This window comes from Curtobacterium sp. NPDC092190, from assembly GCF_044755625.1.
Classification (GTDB): Bacteria; Actinomycetota; Actinomycetes; order Actinomycetales; family Microbacteriaceae; genus Curtobacterium.
In genome coordinates this window covers 330048-350022 of record NZ_JBIVRJ010000004.1, presented here as the reverse complement: position 1 = coordinate 350022, position 19975 = coordinate 330048, and the positions used below count along the sequence as shown (strand labels likewise).

At 73.0% G+C, this 19975-nt stretch carries 21 protein-coding genes; 7 read left to right on the top strand and 14 right to left on the bottom strand.

Annotated elements, in window-relative coordinates; all coding sequences use genetic code 11:
* Positions 1-95: 95 nt before the first annotated feature.
* The 4 genes from ACIQFY_RS12335 to ACIQFY_RS12320 all read left to right on the top strand — a co-directional run bounded on the left by ACIQFY_RS12335 (position 96) and on the right by ACIQFY_RS12320 (position 3830).
* Positions 96-1124 (top strand): 6-phosphofructokinase, encoded by a 1029-nt coding sequence (locus tag ACIQFY_RS12335; protein ID WP_251154335.1) that lies wholly within the window; start codon positions 96-98, stop codon positions 1122-1124.
* A gap of 125 nt (positions 1125-1249) precedes the next feature.
* Positions 1250-2227, top strand: a complete 978-nt coding sequence (locus ACIQFY_RS12330) for an MDR family oxidoreductase (RefSeq protein ID WP_400340285.1) — start codon at positions 1250-1252, stop codon at positions 2225-2227.
* 90 nt (positions 2228-2317) lie between these two features.
* Positions 2318-3004, top strand: coding sequence for a GntR family transcriptional regulator (locus ACIQFY_RS12325; RefSeq protein ID WP_400340283.1), 687 nt, complete (start codon positions 2318-2320; stop codon positions 3002-3004).
* A gap of 40 nt (positions 3005-3044) precedes the next feature.
* Positions 3045-3830, top strand: coding sequence for an ATP-binding cassette domain-containing protein (locus ACIQFY_RS12320; protein WP_326496091.1), 786 nt, complete (start codon positions 3045-3047; stop codon positions 3828-3830).
* A gap of 119 nt (positions 3831-3949) precedes the next feature.
* Here ACIQFY_RS12320 and hemL read toward each other — a convergent pair whose 3' ends face one another.
* The 11 genes from hemL to hemE form a co-directional block, all read right to left on the bottom strand.
* Positions 3950-5314 (bottom strand): glutamate-1-semialdehyde 2,1-aminomutase, encoded by a 1365-nt coding sequence (gene hemL, locus ACIQFY_RS12315; RefSeq protein ID WP_251154343.1) that lies wholly within the window; start codon positions 5312-5314, stop codon positions 3950-3952.
* Positions 5311-6366 (bottom strand): porphobilinogen synthase, encoded by a 1056-nt coding sequence (gene hemB / locus ACIQFY_RS12310; protein WP_326496090.1) that lies wholly within the window; start codon positions 6364-6366, stop codon positions 5311-5313. Before hemB ends, hemL begins: the two co-directional genes overlap by 4 nt.
* Positions 6363-7112, bottom strand: a complete 750-nt coding sequence (locus tag ACIQFY_RS12305) for a uroporphyrinogen-III synthase (RefSeq protein ID WP_400340387.1) — start codon at positions 7110-7112, stop codon at positions 6363-6365. Before ACIQFY_RS12305 ends, hemB begins: the two co-directional genes overlap by 4 nt.
* 141 nt (positions 7113-7253) lie before the next feature.
* Positions 7254-8321: a hydroxymethylbilane synthase gene (hemC, locus tag ACIQFY_RS12300; protein ID WP_400340280.1), complete on the bottom strand. Its 1068-nt coding sequence runs from the start codon at positions 8319-8321 to the stop codon at positions 7254-7256.
* Positions 8318-9550, bottom strand: a complete 1233-nt coding sequence (locus ACIQFY_RS12295; protein WP_400340278.1) for a ferrochelatase — start codon at positions 9548-9550, stop codon at positions 8318-8320. The genes hemC and ACIQFY_RS12295 overlap by 4 nt, the downstream gene beginning before the upstream one ends.
* On the bottom strand, positions 9547-10320 hold the full coding sequence (hemQ, locus tag ACIQFY_RS12290) for a hydrogen peroxide-dependent heme synthase (RefSeq protein WP_326496087.1): 774 nt from the start codon (positions 10318-10320) through the stop codon (positions 9547-9549). Before hemQ ends, ACIQFY_RS12295 begins: the two co-directional genes overlap by 4 nt.
* Before the next feature lie 72 nt (positions 10321-10392).
* On the bottom strand, positions 10393-10623 hold the full coding sequence (locus tag ACIQFY_RS12285) for a DUF3618 domain-containing protein (RefSeq protein ID WP_066651325.1): 231 nt from the start codon (positions 10621-10623) through the stop codon (positions 10393-10395).
* Positions 10624-10657: 34 nt separating this feature from the next.
* Positions 10658-11092 (bottom strand): phage holin family protein, encoded by a 435-nt coding sequence (locus ACIQFY_RS12280; protein WP_066651323.1) that lies wholly within the window; start codon positions 11090-11092, stop codon positions 10658-10660.
* Entirely contained in the window at positions 11089-11343 is a 255-nt protein-coding gene (locus tag ACIQFY_RS12275) for a hypothetical protein (protein ID WP_066651317.1), read from the bottom strand. Before ACIQFY_RS12275 ends, ACIQFY_RS12280 begins: the two co-directional genes overlap by 4 nt.
* 97 nt (positions 11344-11440) lie before the next feature.
* Positions 11441-12769 carry a protoporphyrinogen/coproporphyrinogen oxidase gene (locus tag ACIQFY_RS12270; protein WP_400340276.1) on the bottom strand — a complete coding sequence of 443 codons (1329 nt, stop codon included), beginning with the start codon at positions 12767-12769 and terminating at the stop codon, positions 11441-11443.
* Positions 12766-13896 (bottom strand): uroporphyrinogen decarboxylase, encoded by a 1131-nt coding sequence (hemE, locus tag ACIQFY_RS12265; protein ID WP_326496082.1) that lies wholly within the window; start codon positions 13894-13896, stop codon positions 12766-12768. Before hemE ends, ACIQFY_RS12270 begins: the two co-directional genes overlap by 4 nt.
* Before the next feature lie 122 nt (positions 13897-14018).
* Between hemE and ACIQFY_RS12260 the strand changes: the two genes are divergently transcribed.
* Both ACIQFY_RS12260 and ACIQFY_RS12255 read left to right on the top strand, forming a co-directional pair.
* Positions 14019-15341 carry a glutamyl-tRNA reductase gene (locus ACIQFY_RS12260; protein WP_066657578.1) on the top strand — a complete coding sequence of 441 codons (1323 nt, stop codon included), beginning with the start codon at positions 14019-14021 and terminating at the stop codon, positions 15339-15341.
* Positions 15342-15364: 23 nt separating this feature from the next.
* Complete coding sequence (locus ACIQFY_RS12255) at positions 15365-15769, top strand: NUDIX domain-containing protein (protein ID WP_326496080.1); 405 nt, start codon at positions 15365-15367, stop codon at positions 15767-15769.
* 51 nt (positions 15770-15820) lie between these two features.
* Here the strand turns inward: ACIQFY_RS12255 and ACIQFY_RS12250 are convergent, their stop codons facing one another.
* Positions 15821-16099 (bottom strand): hypothetical protein, encoded by a 279-nt coding sequence (locus ACIQFY_RS12250; RefSeq protein ID WP_209684668.1) that lies wholly within the window; start codon positions 16097-16099, stop codon positions 15821-15823.
* A 104-nt stretch (positions 16100-16203) separates the two neighbouring features.
* Between ACIQFY_RS12250 and ACIQFY_RS12245 the strand changes: the two genes are divergently transcribed.
* Positions 16204-16896 (top strand): DUF4232 domain-containing protein, encoded by a 693-nt coding sequence (locus tag ACIQFY_RS12245; protein ID WP_326496079.1) that lies wholly within the window; start codon positions 16204-16206, stop codon positions 16894-16896.
* Positions 16897-16953: 57 nt separating this feature from the next.
* Here ACIQFY_RS12245 and ACIQFY_RS12240 read toward each other — a convergent pair whose 3' ends face one another.
* Together ACIQFY_RS12240 and ACIQFY_RS12235 are read right to left on the bottom strand one after the other, a co-directional pair.
* The gene (locus ACIQFY_RS12240; protein ID WP_400340273.1) at positions 16954-17973 is read right to left on the bottom strand and encodes a serine hydrolase; all 1020 of its coding nucleotides are present in this window, start codon (positions 17971-17973) and stop codon (positions 16954-16956) included.
* Entirely contained in the window at positions 17973-19937 is a 1965-nt protein-coding gene (locus ACIQFY_RS12235; RefSeq protein WP_326496077.1) for a M13-type metalloendopeptidase, read from the bottom strand. The genes ACIQFY_RS12240 and ACIQFY_RS12235 overlap by 1 nt, the downstream gene beginning before the upstream one ends.
* Positions 19938-19975: the final 38 nt, after the last annotated feature.

Here is a 19975-nt window from a genome sequence, read left to right as displayed (position 1 = left end):
GACGGAGGACGGCAGGGACACACGGGGATGGTAATGCCACACCACCGTCAGACATGATGGGGAGGTCCCCGCAACCCGACGACGTTGGAGTCTCCGTGCGCATCGGCATCCTCACCTCCGGAGGCGACTGCCCCGGCCTCAACGCGGTCATCCGCGCCATCGTGCTCAAGGGCATCGCGATCCACGGCCACGAGTTCGTCGGGTTCCGCGACGGCTGGCGGGGCGTCGTCGACGGGGACATCGTGCCCCTCGGCCGCAAGGACATCCAGGGCATCGCCAAGCAGGGCGGCACCATCCTCGGAACCAGCCGCACGAACCCCTTCGAGGGGCCGAACGGCGGTGTCGAGAACATCACGAAGACCCTCGAACGGCACGGCATCGACGCCATCGTGGCGATCGGCGGCGAGGGCACCCTGGCCGCGGCGAAGCGCCTCACCGACGCCGGCCTGCGGATCGTCGGCGTCCCGAAGACCGTCGACAACGACCTCGGTGCCACCGACTACACGTTCGGCTTCGACACCGCCGTCGCGATCGCGACCGAGGCCATGGACCGCCTCCGCACCACGGGTGAGTCCCACTCGCGCTGCATGGTCGCCGAGGTCATGGGCCGGCACGTGGGCTGGATCGCGCTGCACTCCGGCATGGCCGCGGGCGCGCACGCGATCCTCATTCCCGAGCAGAAGACGAGCATGGAGCAGATCGCGGCGTGGGTGCGTGCCGCCTACGACCGGGGACGGGCGCCGCTCGTGGTCGTCGCCGAGGGCTTCGTGCCGGACCACGAGGACAACGCGCACACGGAGCGCGGCCTCGACGCGTTCGGGCGGCCGCGGCTGGGCGGGATCGGCGAGCGTCTCGCGCCGATGATCGAGGAGATGACGGGCATCGAGACCCGCGCCACGACGCTCGGGCACATCCAGCGCGGTGGGACCCCGACCGCGTACGACCGGGTGCTGTCGACGCGGCTCGGGCTCGCGGCGATCGACTCCGTGGTCGAGGGGCGGTGGGGTCGGATGGTCGCGCTCCAGGGCACGGAGATCGTGCACGTGTCGTTCGAGGACGCCCTGGGCGAGCTCAAGACGGTCCCGCAGGCGCGGTACGACGAGGCCGCCATCATGTTCGGCTGAGCGGCGCGGCGCAGTTCCGCGCGTAGGAGGCCGTTCCTTCCTGCTCACCATGCGCAGATCGTCCTTCCATCCTCCGTGCGATGGGTCGGAACGACGGCCGGGAGGCACGGGGTAGCGTCCGGTCCATGACGCGCGCAGTCCTCGTCTCCCGTTCGACCCCACCCGCGATCACGCAGGTCGACCTCCCCGACCCAACCGAGGGCGAGGCGTGCGTCGACGTCACGTACTCGAGCGTGAACTACAAGGACGGGCTCGCCCTGGCGGGCAACCCCGGCGTCGCCCGGATCGACCCGCTGGTCCCGGGCATCGACGTCGTCGGCACCGTGTCGGCGCTCGGCCCCGGGGTCCACGACGTCGCGATCGGTGACCGCGTGGTGTGCAACGGCGCCGGCCTGGGCGAGACGCGGCACGGCGGGTGGGCGGAGCACGCCGTCGTGCCCAGCGGTTCGCTCGTCGTGCTGCCGGACACGGTCGAGGACTCGTTCGCGGCGGCGATCGGCACCGCCGGCTTCACCGCGATGCTCTCCGTCCTCGCCCTCGAGCGGACGGTCTCCCCCGAGGACGGGTCGGTGCTCGTGACGGGGGCGTCCGGCGGCGTCGGCACGGTGGCGATCGCCCTGCTCGCCGCCCGCGGGTACCGCGTGACCGCCTCGACCGGGCGGCGGGCGAACGAGGCATCACTCCGTGCCCTCGGCGCGTCGGACGTGGTCGACCGCGCGGCGATCGCCGAGCTCGGCAAGCCGATGCAGCGCGCGACCTGGGCCGGCGCCGTGGACAGCGTCGGCGGCGCCACGCTCGCGAACGTCCTCGCCGCGACGAAGTGGGGTGGCGCGGTGACGGCGTGCGGCCTGGCGCAGGACTCCGCCCTGCCGACGTCGGTGATGCCGTTCATCCTGCGCGCGGTCTCGTTGCTCGGCATCAACTCGGTCGAGGCGCCGCTGCCACTGCGACAGCGGGCGTGGGAGCGGCTCGCGACCGACCTCGACCCGGCACTGCTCGCCGACGTCACCCGCACGGTCGACCTCGAGCACGCCGTCGCGGTCGGCGCCGAGGTGATCGCCGGACGGGTGCACGGCCGGACTGTGGTCGACCTGCGACGCTGATGCGATTCCCTTTCAGGTGATTTTCCGAACGCTTGCCAACTGACACGCTAGGTTTGGCACACAGAACATCCGAACCTGTGAGGAGCAGCCATGCCGGTACCCAAGTCGTCGATGGAGCCGTCCCCCCGGAAGCTCCTGCGCGATGTCGTGCTCGAGAAGATGCTCGCCGCGATCCAGGACGGCACACTGCAGGCCGGTGAACGCCTCAACGACGACGAGCTGGTCGCGTGGCTCGGCGTCAGTCGGACCCCGATCCGCGAGGCCATCGCGAAGCTCGTCGACTTCGGGCTCGTCGAGATGGAGGCGAACCGGTACACCCGCGTCGTGTCCCCGACCCGCGAGCAGTACGACGACGCGTTCCAGCTGCTCTTCGGCTTCGCCGAGCTCGCCGCCCGATGGGCCGTGCCGAACCTCGACGAGACCGCCGTGCAGCAGCTCGGCAAGCTCCTCGACCAGGCCCGTGAGCATGCGAACGCCGAGGACCGTGCCCTGAACGACGACGCCGGCGCGCTCATCGCGTTCCTGGTCGAGCACTCGGGCAACGAGCTGCTCATCAAGACGGCCGAGGGCGTCGTCAACCGCGCGAAGTTCGTCCGCCTCCAGCAGCCGGAGTTCGTCTTCTGGGACGTCGAGCACGGGCTCGAGTCGTTCCGCGCGGCGGCGAAGGCCCGCGACGGCGAGGCCGCCGGTGCCGTCATCCGCGGCATGTCCCGCGCGATGGCCGAGCACATGGCGGAGATCCGCGCCGCGAACGCCGACGCCGACGCGACCGCCTGAGACGGGCTGGCCGGGGTACCCGACCGGGCAGACTGGCCGGGTGACCGACGTCCTGCTCAGAACCGAAGCCCTCCGTGTCACCCGCTCCGGGCGGGACCTGCTGCACGACGTGGCGTTGACCGTCCGCAGCGGCGAGCACTGGGCGCTGCTGGGTCCGAACGGCGCGGGCAAGTCGACCCTGCTCGCCGTCCTCGGCGCGAACGGGCAGCCGACCGCGGGCACCGTCGAGCTGCTCGGGCGTCGGCTCGGCCGCGTCGACGTGCGGGAGCTCCGCGAGCACATCGGGCACGTCGACCCGCGGCACCGCATGCTGTCGCCGCTGACGGTCACCGAGACCGTCCTGACCGGGCTGACCGGCACGACGGACCTCATGATGCGGTGGGAGCCGACGCCGGACCAGCTCGAGACCGCCCGACGGCACGTCGCGGACGTCGGCCTCGCGGCACGGGCCGACGCCCGGTGGCCGGTGCTGTCGCAGGGCGAACGCGGGCGGACCCTCATCGCCCGGGCGTTGATGAGCGAACCGCGCCTGCTGCTGCTCGACGAGCCGGCCACCGGACTCGACGTCGCCGCGCGCGAGCACCTGCTCGAGACGGTCGACGCCCTGCGCCAGCGCCAGCCGGACATCGGCAGCGTGATGGTGACCCACCACCTCGAGGACCTGCCCGCGTCGACCTCGCACGCGATGCTGCTGCGCGACGGCGCCGTGGTGGCCCAGGGCCCGGCCGACGAGGTCGTCACGTCCGAGGCGGTGTCGCACGCCTTCGCCTTCCCGCTGGCCATCGAGCGGACCGCTGGCCGCTGGCAGGCGCGCCGCGCGGAGTAGCCGCACCGCGCCTCCCGTCCGCCACCTGGCCCGCGAAACGCAACGTCGGCGGCATCCCGCAGCGCTGTACTGCTGCGAGGAACCGCCGACGTTGCGTCTTGCGGAAGGGAGCGGGCGCGCTACGCCGTGGCGGCCGCCGCTGCCCGCGCGGCCGCGGGCAGCGCGTCGAGCACGCGACCGACGGCCTCGTCGTCGTGCGCCGCCGTGACGAACCACGCCTCGAACACGCTCGGCGGCAGGGTCACGCCCTGGTCGAGCATGCTGTGGAAGAACGGCGCGTAGCGGAAGGCCTCCTGCGCGCGGACGTCGTCGTAGTTCCGCGGTGCCTGCTCCACGAACGCGAACGAGAACAGGTTGCCGGCGTGCTGCACGGTGTGCGCGACCCCCTCGGCGGACAGCGCGGCGCTCGTGGCGTCGGCGATCGTCGCCGCGGTGCGGTCCAGGTGCGCGTACACGTCGGGCGTCGCGGCCCGGAGCGTGGCGGTGCCGGCCGCGACCGCGAGCGGGTTCCCGGACAGCGTGCCCGCCTGGTAGACCGGCCCGAGCGGGGCGAGGAAGTCCATGACCTCACGACGACCACCCAGCGCGGCGAGGGGCATGCCGCCGCCGATGACCTTGCCGAAGGTGACCAGGTCGGGCTTCCACCCGGTGCCCTCCGGGACGGTGCCGTCGGCCTCGAGGCCCCACCAGCCGGCCGGGCCGACGCGGAAGCCGGTCAGGACCTCGTCGACGATGAGCAGCGCACCCTGCGCCCGCGTGATCTCCGCGAGCGCCCGGTTGAACCCGGGCTCCGGCGCGAGGACGCCCATGTTGGCGGCGGCGGACTCGACGATCACGGCGGCGATGCGCTCGGAGTGCTCGTCGAACGCGGCGCGGACGGCGTCGAGGTCGTTGTACGGCAGCACCAGGGTCTGCGCGGCGGTCTCGGCGGTGATGCCCGCACTGCCCGGGAGCGCGAGCGTCGCGACACCCGATCCGGCCTCGGCCAGCAGCGAGTCCGAGTGCCCGTGGTAGTGCCCGGCGAACTTCACGAGGAGGTCACGGCCGGTGTACCCGCGAGCCAGGCGGATGGCGGTCATCGTCGCCTCGGTGCCGGTCGACACCATGCGGAGCTTCTCGATCGGCCCGTCGCCGTCGACCTGCACGCGCTGCTTCACGAGCTCGGCGAGCTCGGTCTCCCCCGGGGTCGACGCCCCGAAGGACAGGCCGCGGGATGCCGCCTGCTGCACGGCCTCGACCGTGCCGGGGTGCGCGTGCCCGAGGATCGCGGGGCCCCAGGACGCGACGAGGTCGACGTACTGCCGCCCCTCGGCGTCGGTGACGTAGGGGCCGTTCGCCGCGGTCAGGAACCGGGGCGTGCCGCCGACCGAGCCGTACGCGCGGACGGGCGAGTTCACCCCGCCGGGGATGCTGTCCTTCGCGCGGCCGAACAGCTCGTCGTTCGACACCGGAGCGGTGCCGGTGGAAGCGGTGGTGGTGGTCATTCGGGGGCCTTCCCGGTCGAGGCGACGCCGGACACCGCCGCGGTGCTGCCGGACGTGCGCAGGCCGGCCTCCTGGTTGAGCTTCCGTGCGATGTCCACGGCGAAGTACGTCAGGATCGCGTCCGCACCGGCGCGCTTGATGCCGACGAGGGCCTCCATCGCGGCGGCGTCCCGGTCGATCCACCCGTTCTGGGCGGCGGCCGTGATCATCGCGTACTCGCCGGAGATCTGGTACGCCCAGACGGGGACCTCGGAGACGTCGGCGGTGCGGGCGAGGACGTCGAGGTAGCTCATCGCAGGCTTCACCATGACGATGTCGGCGCCCTCCTCGATGTCGAGCAGGACCTCGCGCAGGCCCTGCCGGCCGTCGGCGGCGTCGATCTGGTACGTCCGTCGGTCGCCCTGCAGGGTCGATGCGACGGCCTCGCGGAAGGGACCGTAGAACGCGGACGCGTACTTCGCCGAGTACGCGAGCAGCGCCGTGCCGCTGTGGCCGGCGGTGTCGAGCGCGTCGCGCGCGGCGGCGATCTGGCCGTCCATCATGCCGCTCATGCAGACGAGCTCCGCGCCCGCCTCGGCCTGGGCCACCGCCATGTCGCGGTACCGCAGGAGCGTCGCGTCGTTGTCGACCGAGCCGTCCGCCGCCAGCACGCCGCAGTGGCCGTGGTCGGTGAACTCGTCGAGGCACAGGTCGGACTGCACGACGAGTGCGTCACCGACCTCCTCCTTCGCCACGCGGATCGCGACGTTCAGGATGCCGTCGGGGTCGGTCGCACCGGAGCCCTCGGCGTCCTTCGACGTCGGCACGCCGAACAGGTTCACACCGCCGACGCCCTGCGCCGCGGCCTCGTGCAACGCCCGGCGGAACGAGTCGAGCGAGTGCTGCTGCACGCCCGGCATGCTCGAGATGTCGATCGCATCGGTGGCGCCCTCGCGGATGAACATCGGCAGCACGAGCTCGGCGGGGTGGATCCGCGTCTCGGCGACGAGTCGTCGCATGGCGGGGGTGGCCCGCAGTCGGCGGGGGCGGACCTGGGGGAAGCGTCCGGTCACGATGACCTTCCTGTTCTGGGGTTCGGGTGGAGGGTCTCGACGACGGCGTCGAGCAGGGCTTCGGCGGACCGAGCGGCGGCGACCACGTGCACGGGGAGTCCCGCGGCACGGGCGGCGTCAGCGGTGGACGGTCCGATGCACGCGACGTGCGTGCTCGGGTCGAGCGGGGTCATCCGCGCTGCGACCTGTCGGGCGACGCTCCCGCTCGTCACGAGCACGGCGTCCGGTGGGGGGTCGAGGACGATCGGATCGTGGCCCGTCCCCACGGTACGGTACGCCACCACCTCCGACACGGCGATGCCGCGGGCGCGCAGTGCGTCGACCAGGGTGGTCGCGGCGATCTCGGATCGGGGGAACAGCACGGGTGCGGCGTCCGTCGGCAGGGCCGCGGCGAGCCCGGCGGCGGACTCCTCGTCCGGCACCAGGTCGACCGGCCACCCCGCCTGCCGCGCAGCACGCGCGGTCGCGTCACCGACGCAGGCCACGCGGACGCCGGCCGGGAGGCGCGGCACGCGCCCGGCGACCACGCGCACGGCCGTCGCACTGGTCACGACGAGCCAGGGGGCACCGGAGCCGGCTTCCCCGGGACGCGTGCCGACGGCGGGTGGTGCGTCGTGCCTCCCGGCCGGGGCGTCGACGACGGACGGTCCCGACGCGTGGTCGACGGACGGGGCGAGCGCGGCGTCTGCGAACCGGACGAGCGCCGCGTCGAGATCCGCCGGGTCGGCGGGCGGAGCGTCCGTGATGAGCGGGACGACGACGGGCGCGAGCCCGCGCTCCCGGGCCGCGGCGGCGACCGCGTCCCCCCACGCACCGCCGCGCGGGACGAGGACGACCGGGGGCCGTGCCTCGTCCGCGACGCGAGCGGTGTCGTCCGTGGTGACCGCCTAGGCCGTCGTCGTGGAGGTGTCGTCCGCCGGCTGCTCCGCGGCGGGGGTGGCGAGACCGGGCCCGGCGGAGTGGTCACCCTCGGCAGGGGCACCGGACACCGTCGACGCCAGGTCCGCCAGCTCGGCGGCACCGTTCTCGAGGAGCTCGGCGGCCACGCGACCGGCGACCTCGAGCGCCTCGTCGAGACGGTCCTGCGCAGACCCGTCGAGGTGTGCCGCGTGCGACGCCGTGCGGTACTCGGATCCGTCCGGGCGGTAGACCGTCGCGGACACGAGCAGCAGCTCGGCGTCGACCACGGCCGTGGCCCCGATCGGTGCCGAGCAGCCGGCCTCGAGCTTCGCGAGGACCTCGCGCTCGGCCGTCACCGTGAGGCGCGTCAAGGCGTGGTCGAGCTTGCGGAGCGCAGCGAGCAGGCCCTTGTCGGTCTCGTCCGCCCGGATCTCGACCGCGAGTGCTCCCTGGCCGGGCGCACTCGGCCAGAAGCCGAGGTCGAGGAGCTCCGTCGCCGCGTCGAGCCGATCGATGCGCCCGAGCCCGGCGGCGGCGAGCACCACCGCGTCGAGGTCGTCGTCGACGCGGCCCAGCCGGGTGTCGATGTTGCCGCGGATGTCCACGACGTCGAGGTCGGGACGCTTCGCCCTGAGCTGCGCGACGCGGCGGGGCGACCCCGTGCCGACCTTCGCGCCCTCGGGCAGGGTGTCCACCGTCGCGCCGTTCCGGGCGACCAGGACGTCACGGGCGTCCGCGCGCTTCGGCACCGACGCGATCGTGAGCCCGTCGTACGGAGCCGTGGGCAGGTCCTTCAGCGAGTGCACGAGCACATCGACCTCGCCGGCGACCAGGGCCTCGCGCAGGGCGCTGGCGAACACGCCGGTGCCGCCGAGGCTCGCCAGCGAGGCGCGGTTCGTGTCGCCCTCGCTCGTCACCGTGACGAGCTCGACCGGACGCCCCGCCGCCTTCGCCAGGCGGTCGGCGACGTCCTGCGACTGCGCCACCGCGAGCCGGCTGGCACGGGTGCCGAGCCGGATCGGGGCGGGACCGTCGGCCGCGGGACCGTCCGTCACGGGGCGACCCCGGCGGCCGCCGGCTTGAACCCGGCGCGGACGTTCTCGCAGCAGCCCGGGCGGCAGACGTCGTACCAGGGGCCGATGTCGGTCAGGTGCGGGCGCTCGGCCTTCGGCGTGCCGTTGACGCGCTCGAGCACGAGGTCGACGAGACCGGACACGTAGGCCGGGTCGACGCCGGGCGTCTGCGTGCGGAGCGACCAGAAGCCGAGTTCACCGGCGGTCTCGGTCGCCTCTTCGTCGAGGTCCCACATGACCTCCATGTGGTCGCTCACGAAGCCGAGCGGGACGATGAGCACGGCACGGGTCGGGCCGCCCTTGAGCTCCTCGTTCATGTAGTCGTTGATGTCGGGCTCGAGCCACGGCTGCGTCGGGGGGCCCGACCGCGACTGGTAGACGAGCTTCCACGCCGGCTTCGACGTGCCCTGCAGGTGGGCGAACTCCGGCTGCTCGAGCAGCTCGTTCCACGCCTGGTCGAGGACGACCTCGCCGACGGCCAGGTGCTGCGCCTCGTACGCACCGTGCTCGTCGAAGCCCCGGTAGTCCGGACCGGACTTGGCCGCGTCGGTCGACGGGATCGAGTGCGTCGAGAACAGCACGTGCAGCTCGGTGGCGACGTCGATGCCCTCGTTCTCGGTGATCGCGCGGGCCATGCCGTCGCGGACACCGTCGACGAACGGGCGGACGAAGCCCGGGTGGTCGAAGAACTGCCGGACCTTGTCGATCTGGATCGTGTCGATCAGCCCGGTCTCGGTCAGCACGCGGGCGTAGTCCTCGCGGTACTGCCGGCAGCTCGAGAACGACGAGTAGGCGCTCGTCGCGATGGCGATGAGCTTGGTGTACCCCTTGTCGGCGGCCTCGGTGAAGGCTTCCTCGAGGTAGGGCGCCCAGTTGCGGTTGCCCCACAGCACGGGCACGTCGATGCCGCGCTTCGCGAGCTCGCCCTCGAGCGCTGCCTTGAGCGCACGGTTCTGCGCGTTGATCGGGCTGACGCCGCCGAAGTGTCGGTAGTGGTGTGCGACCTCCTCGAGACGCTCGTCCGGGATGCCCCGGCCGCGCGTGACGTTGCGGAGGAAGGGGATGACGTCGTCCTGGCCCTCGGGGCCGCCGAAGCCGGCGAGCAGGATCGCGTCGTACGCGGTCGGGACCTCGACGTGCTCGGGGCCGTCCGCCGCGGCGGGGGTCGCGGCGAGGACCTTCCCGTTGGTGATCTGGCTGGTGTCGGTCACGACAGCACCTCCGGCAGTTCGGCGGTCGTCACTCGACGACCGGTGAAGAAGGGGACCTCCTCGCGCACGTGCAGGCGCGCCTCGGTGTAGCGCAGGTCGCGCATGAGGTCGACGAGGTCGACGAGCTCGGGGCTCTCGAGCGGCAGGATCCACTCGTAGTCGCTGAGGGCGAAGGTCGCGATCGTGTTGGTGAGCACGCGGCGGTACTTCGCGCCGGCGATGCCGTGGTCGCGGAGCATCTTCGAGCGCTCCTCCTCCGGCAGGAGGTACCACTCGAAGGACCGGACGAACGGGTACACCGTGATCCAGGCCTCGGGGTCCTTGCCGCGCAGGAACGCCGGGGTGTGGCGCTTGTTGAACTCGGCCTCGCGGTGCATGGCCATCGCGTGCCAGACCGGCTCGGCGTCCTGGAACAACGCCGTGCGACGGAGATCGCGGAGCGCAGCCTGGATCGCCTGCGCGTCGTCGCCGTGCAGCCAGATCATGACGTCGGCGTCGGCCCGGAAGCCGGAGACGTCGTAGAAACCGCGGATCGTCACGCCCTGGCCGGCGGCGCGGGCGACCGCGGCGTCGAGCTCGGCGACGGCGTCGTCACCGACGCGGTGGATCGGCCCGAGCGGACGCCGGAACACGGCCCACAGCGCGTACGCCGTGAGGAGGTTCGGGTCGATCCCGCTCGCCGGGTCGGTCTCGTGCGCCGGGCTGCCGCCGTGCGCGGCGGCGTTGTCGGGGACGTTCTCGTGCGTGGCTGCGTGCACGTCGGAGCTCATGGTTCCTCGTCTTGTCGGTTGCCTGGGTCGTGGCTGCGCGCCGCGTCCGGGAGACCACCGATCAGAGGCGGTCTACCGCCGTCGGAGCACCGCTACGACGATACTCCCGACCACCGCCACACCGGCTGCGAGGCCGGCCAGGTACGGCACCGGCTTCTCGTCGATCCCCTGCTTGACCCTGGACGCCGCGATGCCGAGCTGCTTCGGGACGTTGAGCTTGTCCTCGATGGCGTCGAGGGTCTCGAACAGCTGCGTGCGGGTCGCCGCGACGCGGTTCGCCAGGTCGTCGTGCTGATCGGTCACAGGGGTCCTCCGGTGGGGGTGTCGGTCGCCCCGCTCAGGAGCGGGTGATCCGGTCGTGCTGGCCGGGCTTGTTACCCATGCCCTTCACGGCGTTGATGTCGTCCTTGACGCTGTCGATCGTGCGCTTCGGGGTGAGGGGCAGGCCCTTCTTGAAGCGCTTCCAGCCGACGAATCCGAGGATGCCGGCCACGATGAGCATGACGACGGCGAGCAGCAGGGCTGCGAGCCACGCCGGCATCACGGTCGCGAGGCCCATCACGGCAGCGGTCAGCAGCACGCCGATCGCGTACAGCACGATGACGAGCGCGCCGATTAGGAGCCCGGCGGCGAGGCCGAACACCTTCGCCTTGGCGATCATCTCGGCCTTCAGCAGGTCGATCTCGCCCTTGACGAGGTTCTTGACCAGCTTCGGGATGTCCCCGACCAGACCGAACAACGATCGCGACTTGCGGTCGCGGGTGTCGGTCATGAGGTGGTCGAGTCCTTCTTCTGGCTGACCTTGCGGACGACCTTCTTGGTCTGCTCACCGACGAACTCGGCGACGTCCGGGCCCTTGTCCTGGATGAACTCCTCGGCCTGGTGCACGCCCTTCTGGACGTTGCCGTTGTTCCAGATCTTGCCGCTGACGGTCTTGATCTGCTCGTACCGCGCCCGTCCGGCTCGCGATCCCAGGACGTACCCGAGTGCGGCGCCGGCGACGAACAGGAGCTTGCCTCGCATGTGCGATCCTCCGTTGTTGAGGGTGTGCGGTGGTCATGCGCCGAACGGAATACGTCCGGCGTGGTCCACAGTAGCCCTCGGGTGCTCCTCGGTCCGCTCAGGATCCCAGGATGCGTGCAGCGGACGCGCGGGCGGCGGCGACGATGCCCGCCAGACCGCGGCCGGAGGAGGTCTCGCCGATGCCGACGACCCCCTCGGCCAAGCCGGCTGCGGTCAGGTCCGGCCCGTACCAGCGGACGCGGGCGGCGCCCTGCACACGGTCCGCGGTCACGGGGACGCCCAGGAGCGCGGTCGCGTCCCGGACGGCGCGGGCGCCGACGGTGTCCTCCGGGTCGACCGGGAGGCTCGTCCCCACCCCGTCGTCACTGGTCACCGGATCGTGGGGTGCGGTCGCGTAGCTGAGCCGCAGGACGTGGCGGCCCGCGGCCGCCTCGGCCAGCCAGGGCCACTTCACCGTCGCGTGCGTCAGGGCCTTCGCCCCGACCCCGGCGGCCTCCGGGTGCACGAGCATCCCGGTCCCGCGCGGCCCGGCGTCGAGCTCGGGCTGGTCGACGACCAGGGTGACGAGCTCGATGCCGGTGCGGTCGGCCGCCGCGGTCCGGCCCGGGTCGGCCGTCGACGCGAGGACGTGCTGTGCGGGCAGGCGCTCGCGGGTACCGTCCGCTGCCACGGTCTCGACGGCGAAGCGCTCGACCGCGGTGGCGCGGGTGCCCGTCCGGACGTCGACGCGGTAGGTCTCGAGGTCGGCCACGAGCTCGTCCACGAGCCGGGCGATGCCGCCGCGGATGCCCTGCACCGCCGAGCCCGCGGTGGACCGGGAGCGCAGGGCGAGCACGGCGCGGGCGAGGGAGCCCTCGCGCTGCAGGGCCGCACGGAGCCCGGGGGCGACGCGATCGGGGTCGAGCTGGTCGGGGTGCGTCGAGTACACGCCGCCCGCGACCGGGACGACCAGGTCGTCGAGCACGCGCTCCCCCATGCGCTTCCGCACGAGGGCGCCGAGCGACTGCGCCCGGGCACCGACGGGCGACGGCAGCAGCGAGTCCATCTGTGCGCGGAGGCCACCGCCCTGGCCGACCACCGCGAGGACGTCGGCGGCCATCGGGCTGCCCGGGATCCCGAGGAAGCCGGTCTGCGGGATCGGGGCCGTCCGGCCGTCTCGCGTCATCAGCCACGCACCGCGGGGGTCGGGCGACACGACGTCGTTCCCGAGGCCGAGCTCGGCCGCGAGCCGCTCGACGGCGTCGGTGCGGGTCGCGAAGGACTCCGCGCCCATGTCGAGGTCGAGCCCGGCGACGGTGTGCCGGCGGATCATCCCGCCCAGGCGCTCCCCGGCCTCGACGAGCACGACGTGCGCGCCGCCCTCGGCCAGGTCACGGGCGGCGACCAGGCCGGCGACCCCACCGCCGACCACGACGACGTCGGTCACGCCGCGGCTCCGGTCCCGTCGCCCCGGCCGTCGCCCAGCCCGTGGACCAGTTCGACCACGCGGGTGAGCACGGTCGGGTCGGTCTCCGGCGGGACACCGTGGCCCAGGTTGACCACGTGCGCCCGGGCAGCGCCGCCACGGCGGACGACGTCGCGCACGTGGGCCTCGAGCACCTCCCACGGGGCGGCGAGCATCGCGGGGTCGATGTTGCCCTGCACGGTGACGCCGGTGCCGACGCGGCGGACGGCCTCGTCGAGCGGGACACGCCAGTCGACGCCCACGGCATCGACCGCGACGGCGTCCGACGGGTCGCCGAGCGTCGTCATCTCGTGCAGGACCTCGCCGCTGCCGACGCCGAAGTGGATGCGCGGGACACCGAGGTCCGCCACGTGCGACAGCGCCGTCGCCGAGTGCGGGGCCACCGAGGCGACGTAGTCCCGGCGGGAGAGCGAGCCGACCCACGAGTCGAAGAGCTGCGCGGCCGAGGCACCGGCCGTCACCTGCGCACGGAGGAAGGCGCCCGAGACGCCGGCGGCCCAGTCGAGCAGCCGTGCCCAGGTCTCCGGGTCGCTGTGCATGAGCGTGCGCGCGCGGATGTGGTCCTTCGAGGGGCCGCCCTCGACCAGGTAGGCGGCGAGCGTGAACGGTGCACCCGCGAAGCCGATGAGCGGGGTGTCCCCGAGCTCGGCGACGGTGCGCTGCACGGCCTCGGTGATCGGCGCGAGGGCACCCGGGTCGAGCGGGGCGAGCGCGTCCACGTCGGCCGCCGTGCGGATCGGGGACCCGAGCACCGGGCCACGGCCGGGGACGATCTCGACGTCCACGCCCGCGAGCTTGATCGGCACGACGATGTCGCTGAAGAAGATGCCGGCGTCGACCCCGTGCCGACGGACCGGCTGCAGGGTGATCTCGGACGCCAGCGCCGGGTCGAGGCACGCGTCGAGCATCGCGGTGCCGACCCGCAGCTCCCGGTACTCCGGCAGTGATCGGCCGGCCTGCCGCATGAACCACACCGGCAGCGTCTCCGGACGGTCCCCGCGGAGCGCCCGGACGAGCGGTGACCCCGAGGTCCTGCCGGTCACGAGCGGGTGGCTGTCGGGCAGGGCGGCGGGTGCGGCGGAGGTCACCCGTCGATTGTCCCATCCGCGGCCGAGCACGACCCGCCCCGGACACGGGCGCCACCGCACAGTCTGCTGTGCACGCGGAGGGCGAACAGCCGGTGGCCCGAGCGCGAGTTACGATGGAAGACGTGCTCATCTGTCTCACGGCGTCGCACCGCAACGCCAGCTTCGACCTCCTGGAGCGACTGAGCATCGGCGCACCGACCGCCGCGAGCCGTCTGGTGACGGACTCCGACGTGCTCGACGGAGCCGTCGTCCTCGCCACCTGCAACCGCTTCGAGGCCTACCTCGACATCGCGGGCGACGACCGTGACTCCGCCGTGTCGGCCACCGTCGACGCCGTCGCCACAGCCAGCGACCTCGTCCCCGCCGAGGTCCTCGACTCCGTCAGCGTGCTCGGCGGCGGGGACGTCGTGCAGCACCTGTTCGCCGTGTCCAGCGGGCTCGAGTCCGTCGTCGTCGGCGAGACCGAGATCTCCGGCCAGGTCCGCCGGGCACTCGAGGACGCCCGCGCCAACGGCACCACGACGTCCGACCTGGAGCGCCTGTTCCAGGAGGCAGCGCACACCTCCCGCGGCGTCAAGACCCGCACCCGCATCGGTGCCGCCGGCAGGTCGCTCGTCCGTCTCGGGCTCGAGCTCGCCTCGTCGCGGATCACCGACTGGGCCCGGACCCGCGTGCTGCTCGTCGGCACCGGCAGCTACGCGGCCACCACCATCGCCGCGCTGCGTGACCGCGGCGCCGCCAACATCCAGGTCTTCTCGCCGTCCGGCCGCGCGCCCTGGTTCGCCGCGAAGCACGACCTGGTCGCCGCGACCGACCTGCGCCAGGCGATCGGCACGAGCGACGTCGTCATCACCTGCACCTCGAGCGAGGTCCCGGTCGTCGAACCGGCCGACCTCGCCGACGGCCAGCGCCGCATCGTCATCGACCTCGGGCTGCCCCGCAACGTCGACCCCGACGCGGCCCACGTCGAGGGCGTCGAGCTGCTCGACCTCGAGACGATCAGCATCCACGCGCCGATCGCCGAGCTGAACGCCGAGTCCGAGGCGCGTCAGATGGTCGACGACGCCGTGTCGCGCTTCCGTGCGCAGGCGCTCGAGCAGTCGACCACGCCGGCGCTCGTGGCCTTCCGCAAGCACGTCTTCGACATCCTCGACGACGAGATCGACCGCGCGAAGCGTCGCGACGGCGACCCGGAGTCCGTCGAGCAGACCGAACGGGCCCTCCGGCACCTGGTCGGGGTCCTGCTGCACCGCCCCTCGGTGCGTGCGCGTGAGCTCGGTCGCGCCGGTCGCGGCGAGGAGTTCGTCGGGGCGCTCGACGCCCTGTTCGGCGTGCACCCGGAGCCCGAGGCGGAGCTGCCGTCGCCGATCGTGCCGCTCGCGGAGCGCACCGCGCCCGAGTGCCCCGTCTCGACGGACCGCACCGGCGAGGCGGACGCGAGCTGAGCCTCCCGGCAGTCCCCCGCACGTTGCGCGTCAGCGCGCTGCTGCTGGTCCGTGACCGGCAGGTCCTGATGGTGCGTGCCCGCGGACGCGACGTGCTCTACCTGCCCGGCGGCAAGGCGGAGCCGCACGAGACCGACGTCGAAGCTGCGATCCGCGAGGCGCGCGAGGAGACCGGGCTGCACCTGACCGAGGCGGACCTCGAGCCGTTCGGCACGGTGACCGAGGCCGCGCACGGCCAGGGCGAGGGGACGATGGTCGCCATGGCCCTGTTCCGGGTCCGGCCGGGAGGCACCGCCGATGCCGCCTCGCCCGTCGCCTCCGCAGAGGTGGACGAGGTGGAGTGGGTCACCGCGGCGGACGCGGACCGGTGCCCGCCGGCGGGCGTCGAGACGCTCCGCCGGCTGGTCGCCGCCGATCTGGTCGACTGAGCTCCTGTCGCCTGAGGATCCGGTCAGCTCCGACCGGTGCCCCTCGGCGCCTCACTCGTCCTTGTCGACGTAGTGCCCGGCCTCGCCGTCCGGCGTGGGCTCGGCCTCGCCGGGGATGTCCGACTCGACGTACTCACCCTCGTCCGCGCCGCCCGCGCCCTGGGGCCGCGTCTCGCCGGGGATGTCGCTGGAGACGAACTCTCCCGCGGGCTCGTGCGACTCGACGTGCTGCTCGCCCGGGATCTCGCTGTCGGTGAAGGCGCCGGCGCGGGTGTCGACGCCGTCCGCCCGACCGTCCTCGCCGCGTGCCTGCTCGTGCTTGCCTGCCATGTTCCGACCTCCGTCGCTCGTGTTCCTGGCTGTGACGCGAGTGTGCCCGTGACGACTGGACGCTCACCGAGTCCCGAGGACCGCGGCGGGTGTTGCGTCGAGGCATGCACCGCAGCACACGTTCCGCCATCGTCCTCGCGAGCACCGGGGTCGTGCTCGCGCTCGCGCTCTCCGGCTGTTCGTCGGGCGGCCCGGGCCCGGCGCCGACGGCGACCCAGACCGTGACCGCGTCGGCCGGGGGCTCGTCGCCCTCCGCCGCGACCTCGGCTCCGTCCTCGTCGTCGGCGGCGTCCTCGTCGTCGGCGTCGTCCTCGTCGTCGGGCGGCTCGGCGGGTGGCGGGTCCGGCGGGGACGGTGGCCGGTGCACCACCGCGTCGCTCGCGGGCAGCGTCGAGTCCGGCAGCGGTGGGGCCGCCGGCAGCACGTACGTGCACCTCGCGCTCCGCAACACCGGCTCCACGACCTGCACGCTGCAGGGGTGGCCCGGGGTCTCCTTCGTCGGCGGCGGCTCGGGTGAGCAGATCGGCGCCCCGGCCACCCGTGACGAGGCATCGGCGCACCCGACCGTGACGCTGGCGCCCGGCGCGGTGGCCGTCGCACCGCTGAAGATCACCCAGGCGGAGAACTACCCGACGGCGACGTGCGACCCGGTGTCCGCGGACGGGTTCCGCGTGTACCCGCCCGGGTCGACCGAGTCACTGTTCGTGCGGGACTCCGGCATCACGGCGTGCCGGTCCACCGACGCGGGGCTGCTCAACGTGCAGGGCCTGGTGCCCGAGGGGCAGGCGGCCGACTGAGCCGTCGCGCCCGCCGGCGCCCGTCTGCGCCCGCCCGTCCGTGCTCGTCCGTGCTGGTCAGCGGCGGGCGGGGGTGTGCACGGCCTCGAGCACCTCGGTGCCCATCGTCCGCAGGGCCTCGACGACCGCGAGCCGCCGCTGCAGTGTGGCGTCGTCGAAGGTCACCGTGACCGCGTAGCTCACCGACGATCCGGGTCCCCGGAGGATGCCGGCCTCGGCGCGGACCCCGGTCGACGAGCCGGTCACGACGACGGCCTGCAACCCGTGGTCCAGCGCACGGTGCGCCAGGGGGTCGAGGCCGAACGAGGCCGCCACGAGCGTGGTGTCGCTGGCCAGGCTCAGCCAGCCGAGCACCCGGTTCGACACCGCCTCGTCGACGACCTCGCCGAGGGCCAGGCCGCGCATCAGCCAGGCGAGCTCGCCTGCCGGCGCCACGGAGGCGTCGGGGGCGTCGTCGGGACCGCGCCGGTCCCGCACGCGGTCGATGAGTGCCGTGCGGTCGATGCCGAGCGCCTCGGCCCGCTGCCGCACCGCGTCGATGCCGACGGTCGACAGCAGTGCGTTCATCGCCCACGCGTCCGCCGTCGCCCCGACCAGGGTCGCCAGGTCCGGCACCTGCATCGTCGGTTCCTGCAGGAACTGCCACAACCCGGCACCGGTGGCGGTGTCCCGTGCCATCCGCTGGAGCCGGTCGCCGTGCAGCCGGCCGTCCTCGAGCTGCGCCGCGACCTCGATGAGCAGGAGCACGCGACCGAGGCTCGCGACCGGCTGCACCAGGGTGTCGTCGACGGCGAGCAGGGCCTTGCCGGTCGACGTGTCGATGATCGACGCGCTGACGGCGGCACCGTCACGGGCGACCGAACCGAGGGCGTCGACCGTCGCGCCGAACCGCTCGTCGGCCCCGCCGCGGTGGCGTCCGCGCGCACGAGCGCCGTTCCCGCCGCCGACCTGGTGTCGGCGGCGGGGACGGCGGGCGGCACCGGTGTCGGCACCCGGCGCCTCGCCCGGCGCAGCGCTGGGCGTCCCGCTGTGGTCAGCGCTCGGCTCGGACGACGGAGCCGCGTCCGGCTCGGTCATCACCAGATCGCGACGCGCTCGGCCGGGTCGAGGTACATCGTGTCCGACTCGGTGACGCCGAAGGCCTCGTAGAAGCCGTCGATGTTCCGCACGATCTGGTTGCAGCGGAACTCGTTCGGCGAGTGCGGGTCGATGCTCAGCAGACGCGCTGCCTCCTCCGGACGGATCGCCATCCGCCAGGCCTGTGCCCAGCTGAGGAAGAAGCGCTCGGCGCCGGACAGCCCGTCCACGACCGGGGGCTCCTGGCCGTCGAGGGACAGCAGGTACGCCTTCCACGCGATCGACAGCCCGCCGAGGTCACCGATGTTCTCGCCGATGGTCAGCGCGCCGTTGACGTGCCCGTCCGGCACCTCGGTCGGCACGAGCGCGTCGTACTGGGCGATGAGGGCCTTCGTGCGCTCCTCGAACGCCGTGCGGTCGGCCTCGGTCCACCAGTTCTGCAGTCGGCCGTCACCGTCGTACTGCGAGCCCTGGTCGTCGAAGCCGTGTCCGATCTCGTGCCCGATGACGGCACCGATCGCGCCGTAGTTCGCGGCGGCGTCGCGCGACGCCTCGAAGAACGGGAACTGCAGGATCGCCGCCGGGAAGACGATCTCGTTGAACCCCGGGTTGTAGTACGCGTTGATCGTCTGCGGGGTCATGAACCACTCGTCGCGGTCGATCGGCTTCCCGATCTTGCCCAGCTCGCGGTCGACCGCGAAGCTCGCGACGGCCCGGACGTTGCCGATCAGGTCGTCGGGGCTGACCGACAGGGCCGAGTAGTCGCGCCACGTCACCGGGTAGCCGATCTTCGGCGTGAACTTGTCGAGCTTGTCGAGGGCACGGGCGCGGGTCTCGTCGGTCATCCAGTCGAGCGCGGTGATGCTCTGCCGGTACGCCTCGACCAGGTTGGCGACGAGGTCGTCCATCTCGGCCTTGGACGTCTCGTCGAAGTGCTCCTGCACGTAGATGCGACCGACGGCCTCGCCCATCGCGCCCTCGACCAGCGAGACGCCGCGCTTCCAGCGCTCGCGCTGCTTCGGCGCACCGGTGAGCGCCGTGCCGTAGAACGAGAAGTTCGTGGCGGACATCGCGCTCGTCAGGTACGCCGCGGAGCCGCGGATGACCTGCCAGCGCAGCCAGTCCTTCCACGCGTCCAGCGGCTGGGAGCGCAGGAGCTCGGCCAGGCCGGAGATGAACGACGGCTCGCGCACGACCACGGTCTCGAAGGCGCCGGCCGGGGCACCGATCGCCTGCCACCACAGGTGCAGGTCGGCGCCGTTCGCGAGCGCGGCGACCTCGTCCCAGGTCATCTTGTTGTAGGTCTTCTGGCTGTCGCGGGTCGTCACGTTGTCCCAGTGCGCCGCGGCGAGCGCCGTCTCCAGCGCGATGACGGCCTCGGTGCTCTGCCCGGCGTCGGCGAAGCCCGCGAGCGGGAACATCGACGCGACGAACTCGCGGTACTTCGACCGGATGTCGGCGAAGCGCTCCTCACGGTAGTACGACTCGTCGGGCAGGCCCAGGCCGGACTGCTCGAGGAAGACGACGTACGACTCCGGGTCACCCGGGTCGTTGTCGACGAAGAGCTGGACGAAGCCGGGCAGGCCCAGGCGCTCGAAGCGTCCGACCATCGCGATGACGTCGTCGGTGGTCTCGACGGCGTCGATCTCGCCGAGCAGCGGGTCGATCGGTCCGGTGCCGAGGGCCTCGAGTCGCTCCTCGTCGGTGAAGGACGTGTACAGGTCACCGACCTTGCGCTCCTCGGTGCCGGGTGCGGCCTGCTGGGAGCGCTCGACGATCTCACGCACGGCGACCTCGGCGTCCTCGGCGAGCACGGTGAACGAGCCGTACCGCGCCTTGTCGTCGGGGATCGGCGTCTGCGCGATCCACGTCCCGTTCACGTGCCGGTAGAGGTCGTCCTGCGGGCGGACGGCCGGGTCGAGCTCGTCGGTGTGGATCCCTGAGGTGCGTGCGACGTCGGTCATGCGCTCCACGATAGCCACCGGGTCCGCGTCGGGACGGA

What these genes read in the sequence shown, in the direction of transcription:
- ACIQFY_RS12235 (WP_326496077.1), bottom strand. Translation starts at nt 19,937, where the DNA reads ATGACCGACGTCGCACGCACCTCAGGGATCCACACCGACGAGCTCGAC.
- ACIQFY_RS12280 (WP_066651323.1), bottom strand. Translation starts at nt 11,092, where the DNA reads ATGACCGACACCCGCGACCGCAAGTCGCGATCGTTGTTCGGTCTGGTC.
- hemL (WP_251154343.1), bottom strand. Translation starts at nt 5,314, where the DNA reads ATGACCACCACCACCGCTTCCACCGGCACCGCTCCGGTGTCGAACGAC.
- ACIQFY_RS12330 (WP_400340285.1), top strand. Translation starts at nt 1,250, where the DNA reads ATGACGCGCGCAGTCCTCGTCTCCCGTTCGACCCCACCCGCGATCACG.
- ACIQFY_RS12250 (WP_209684668.1), bottom strand. Translation starts at nt 16,099, where the DNA reads ATGGCAGGCAAGCACGAGCAGGCACGCGGCGAGGACGGTCGGGCGGAC.
- ACIQFY_RS12325 (WP_400340283.1), top strand. Translation starts at nt 2,318, where the DNA reads ATGCCGGTACCCAAGTCGTCGATGGAGCCGTCCCCCCGGAAGCTCCTG.
- ACIQFY_RS12240 (WP_400340273.1), bottom strand. Translation starts at nt 17,973, where the DNA reads ATGACCGAGCCGGACGCGGCTCCGTCGTCCGAGCCGAGCGCTGACCAC.
- ACIQFY_RS12245 (WP_326496079.1), top strand. Translation starts at nt 16,204, where the DNA reads ATGCACCGCAGCACACGTTCCGCCATCGTCCTCGCGAGCACCGGGGTC.
- ACIQFY_RS12275 (WP_066651317.1), bottom strand. Translation starts at nt 11,343, where the DNA reads ATGCGAGGCAAGCTCCTGTTCGTCGCCGGCGCCGCACTCGGGTACGTC.
- hemQ (WP_326496087.1), bottom strand. Translation starts at nt 10,320, where the DNA reads ATGAGCTCCGACGTGCACGCAGCCACGCACGAGAACGTCCCCGACAAC.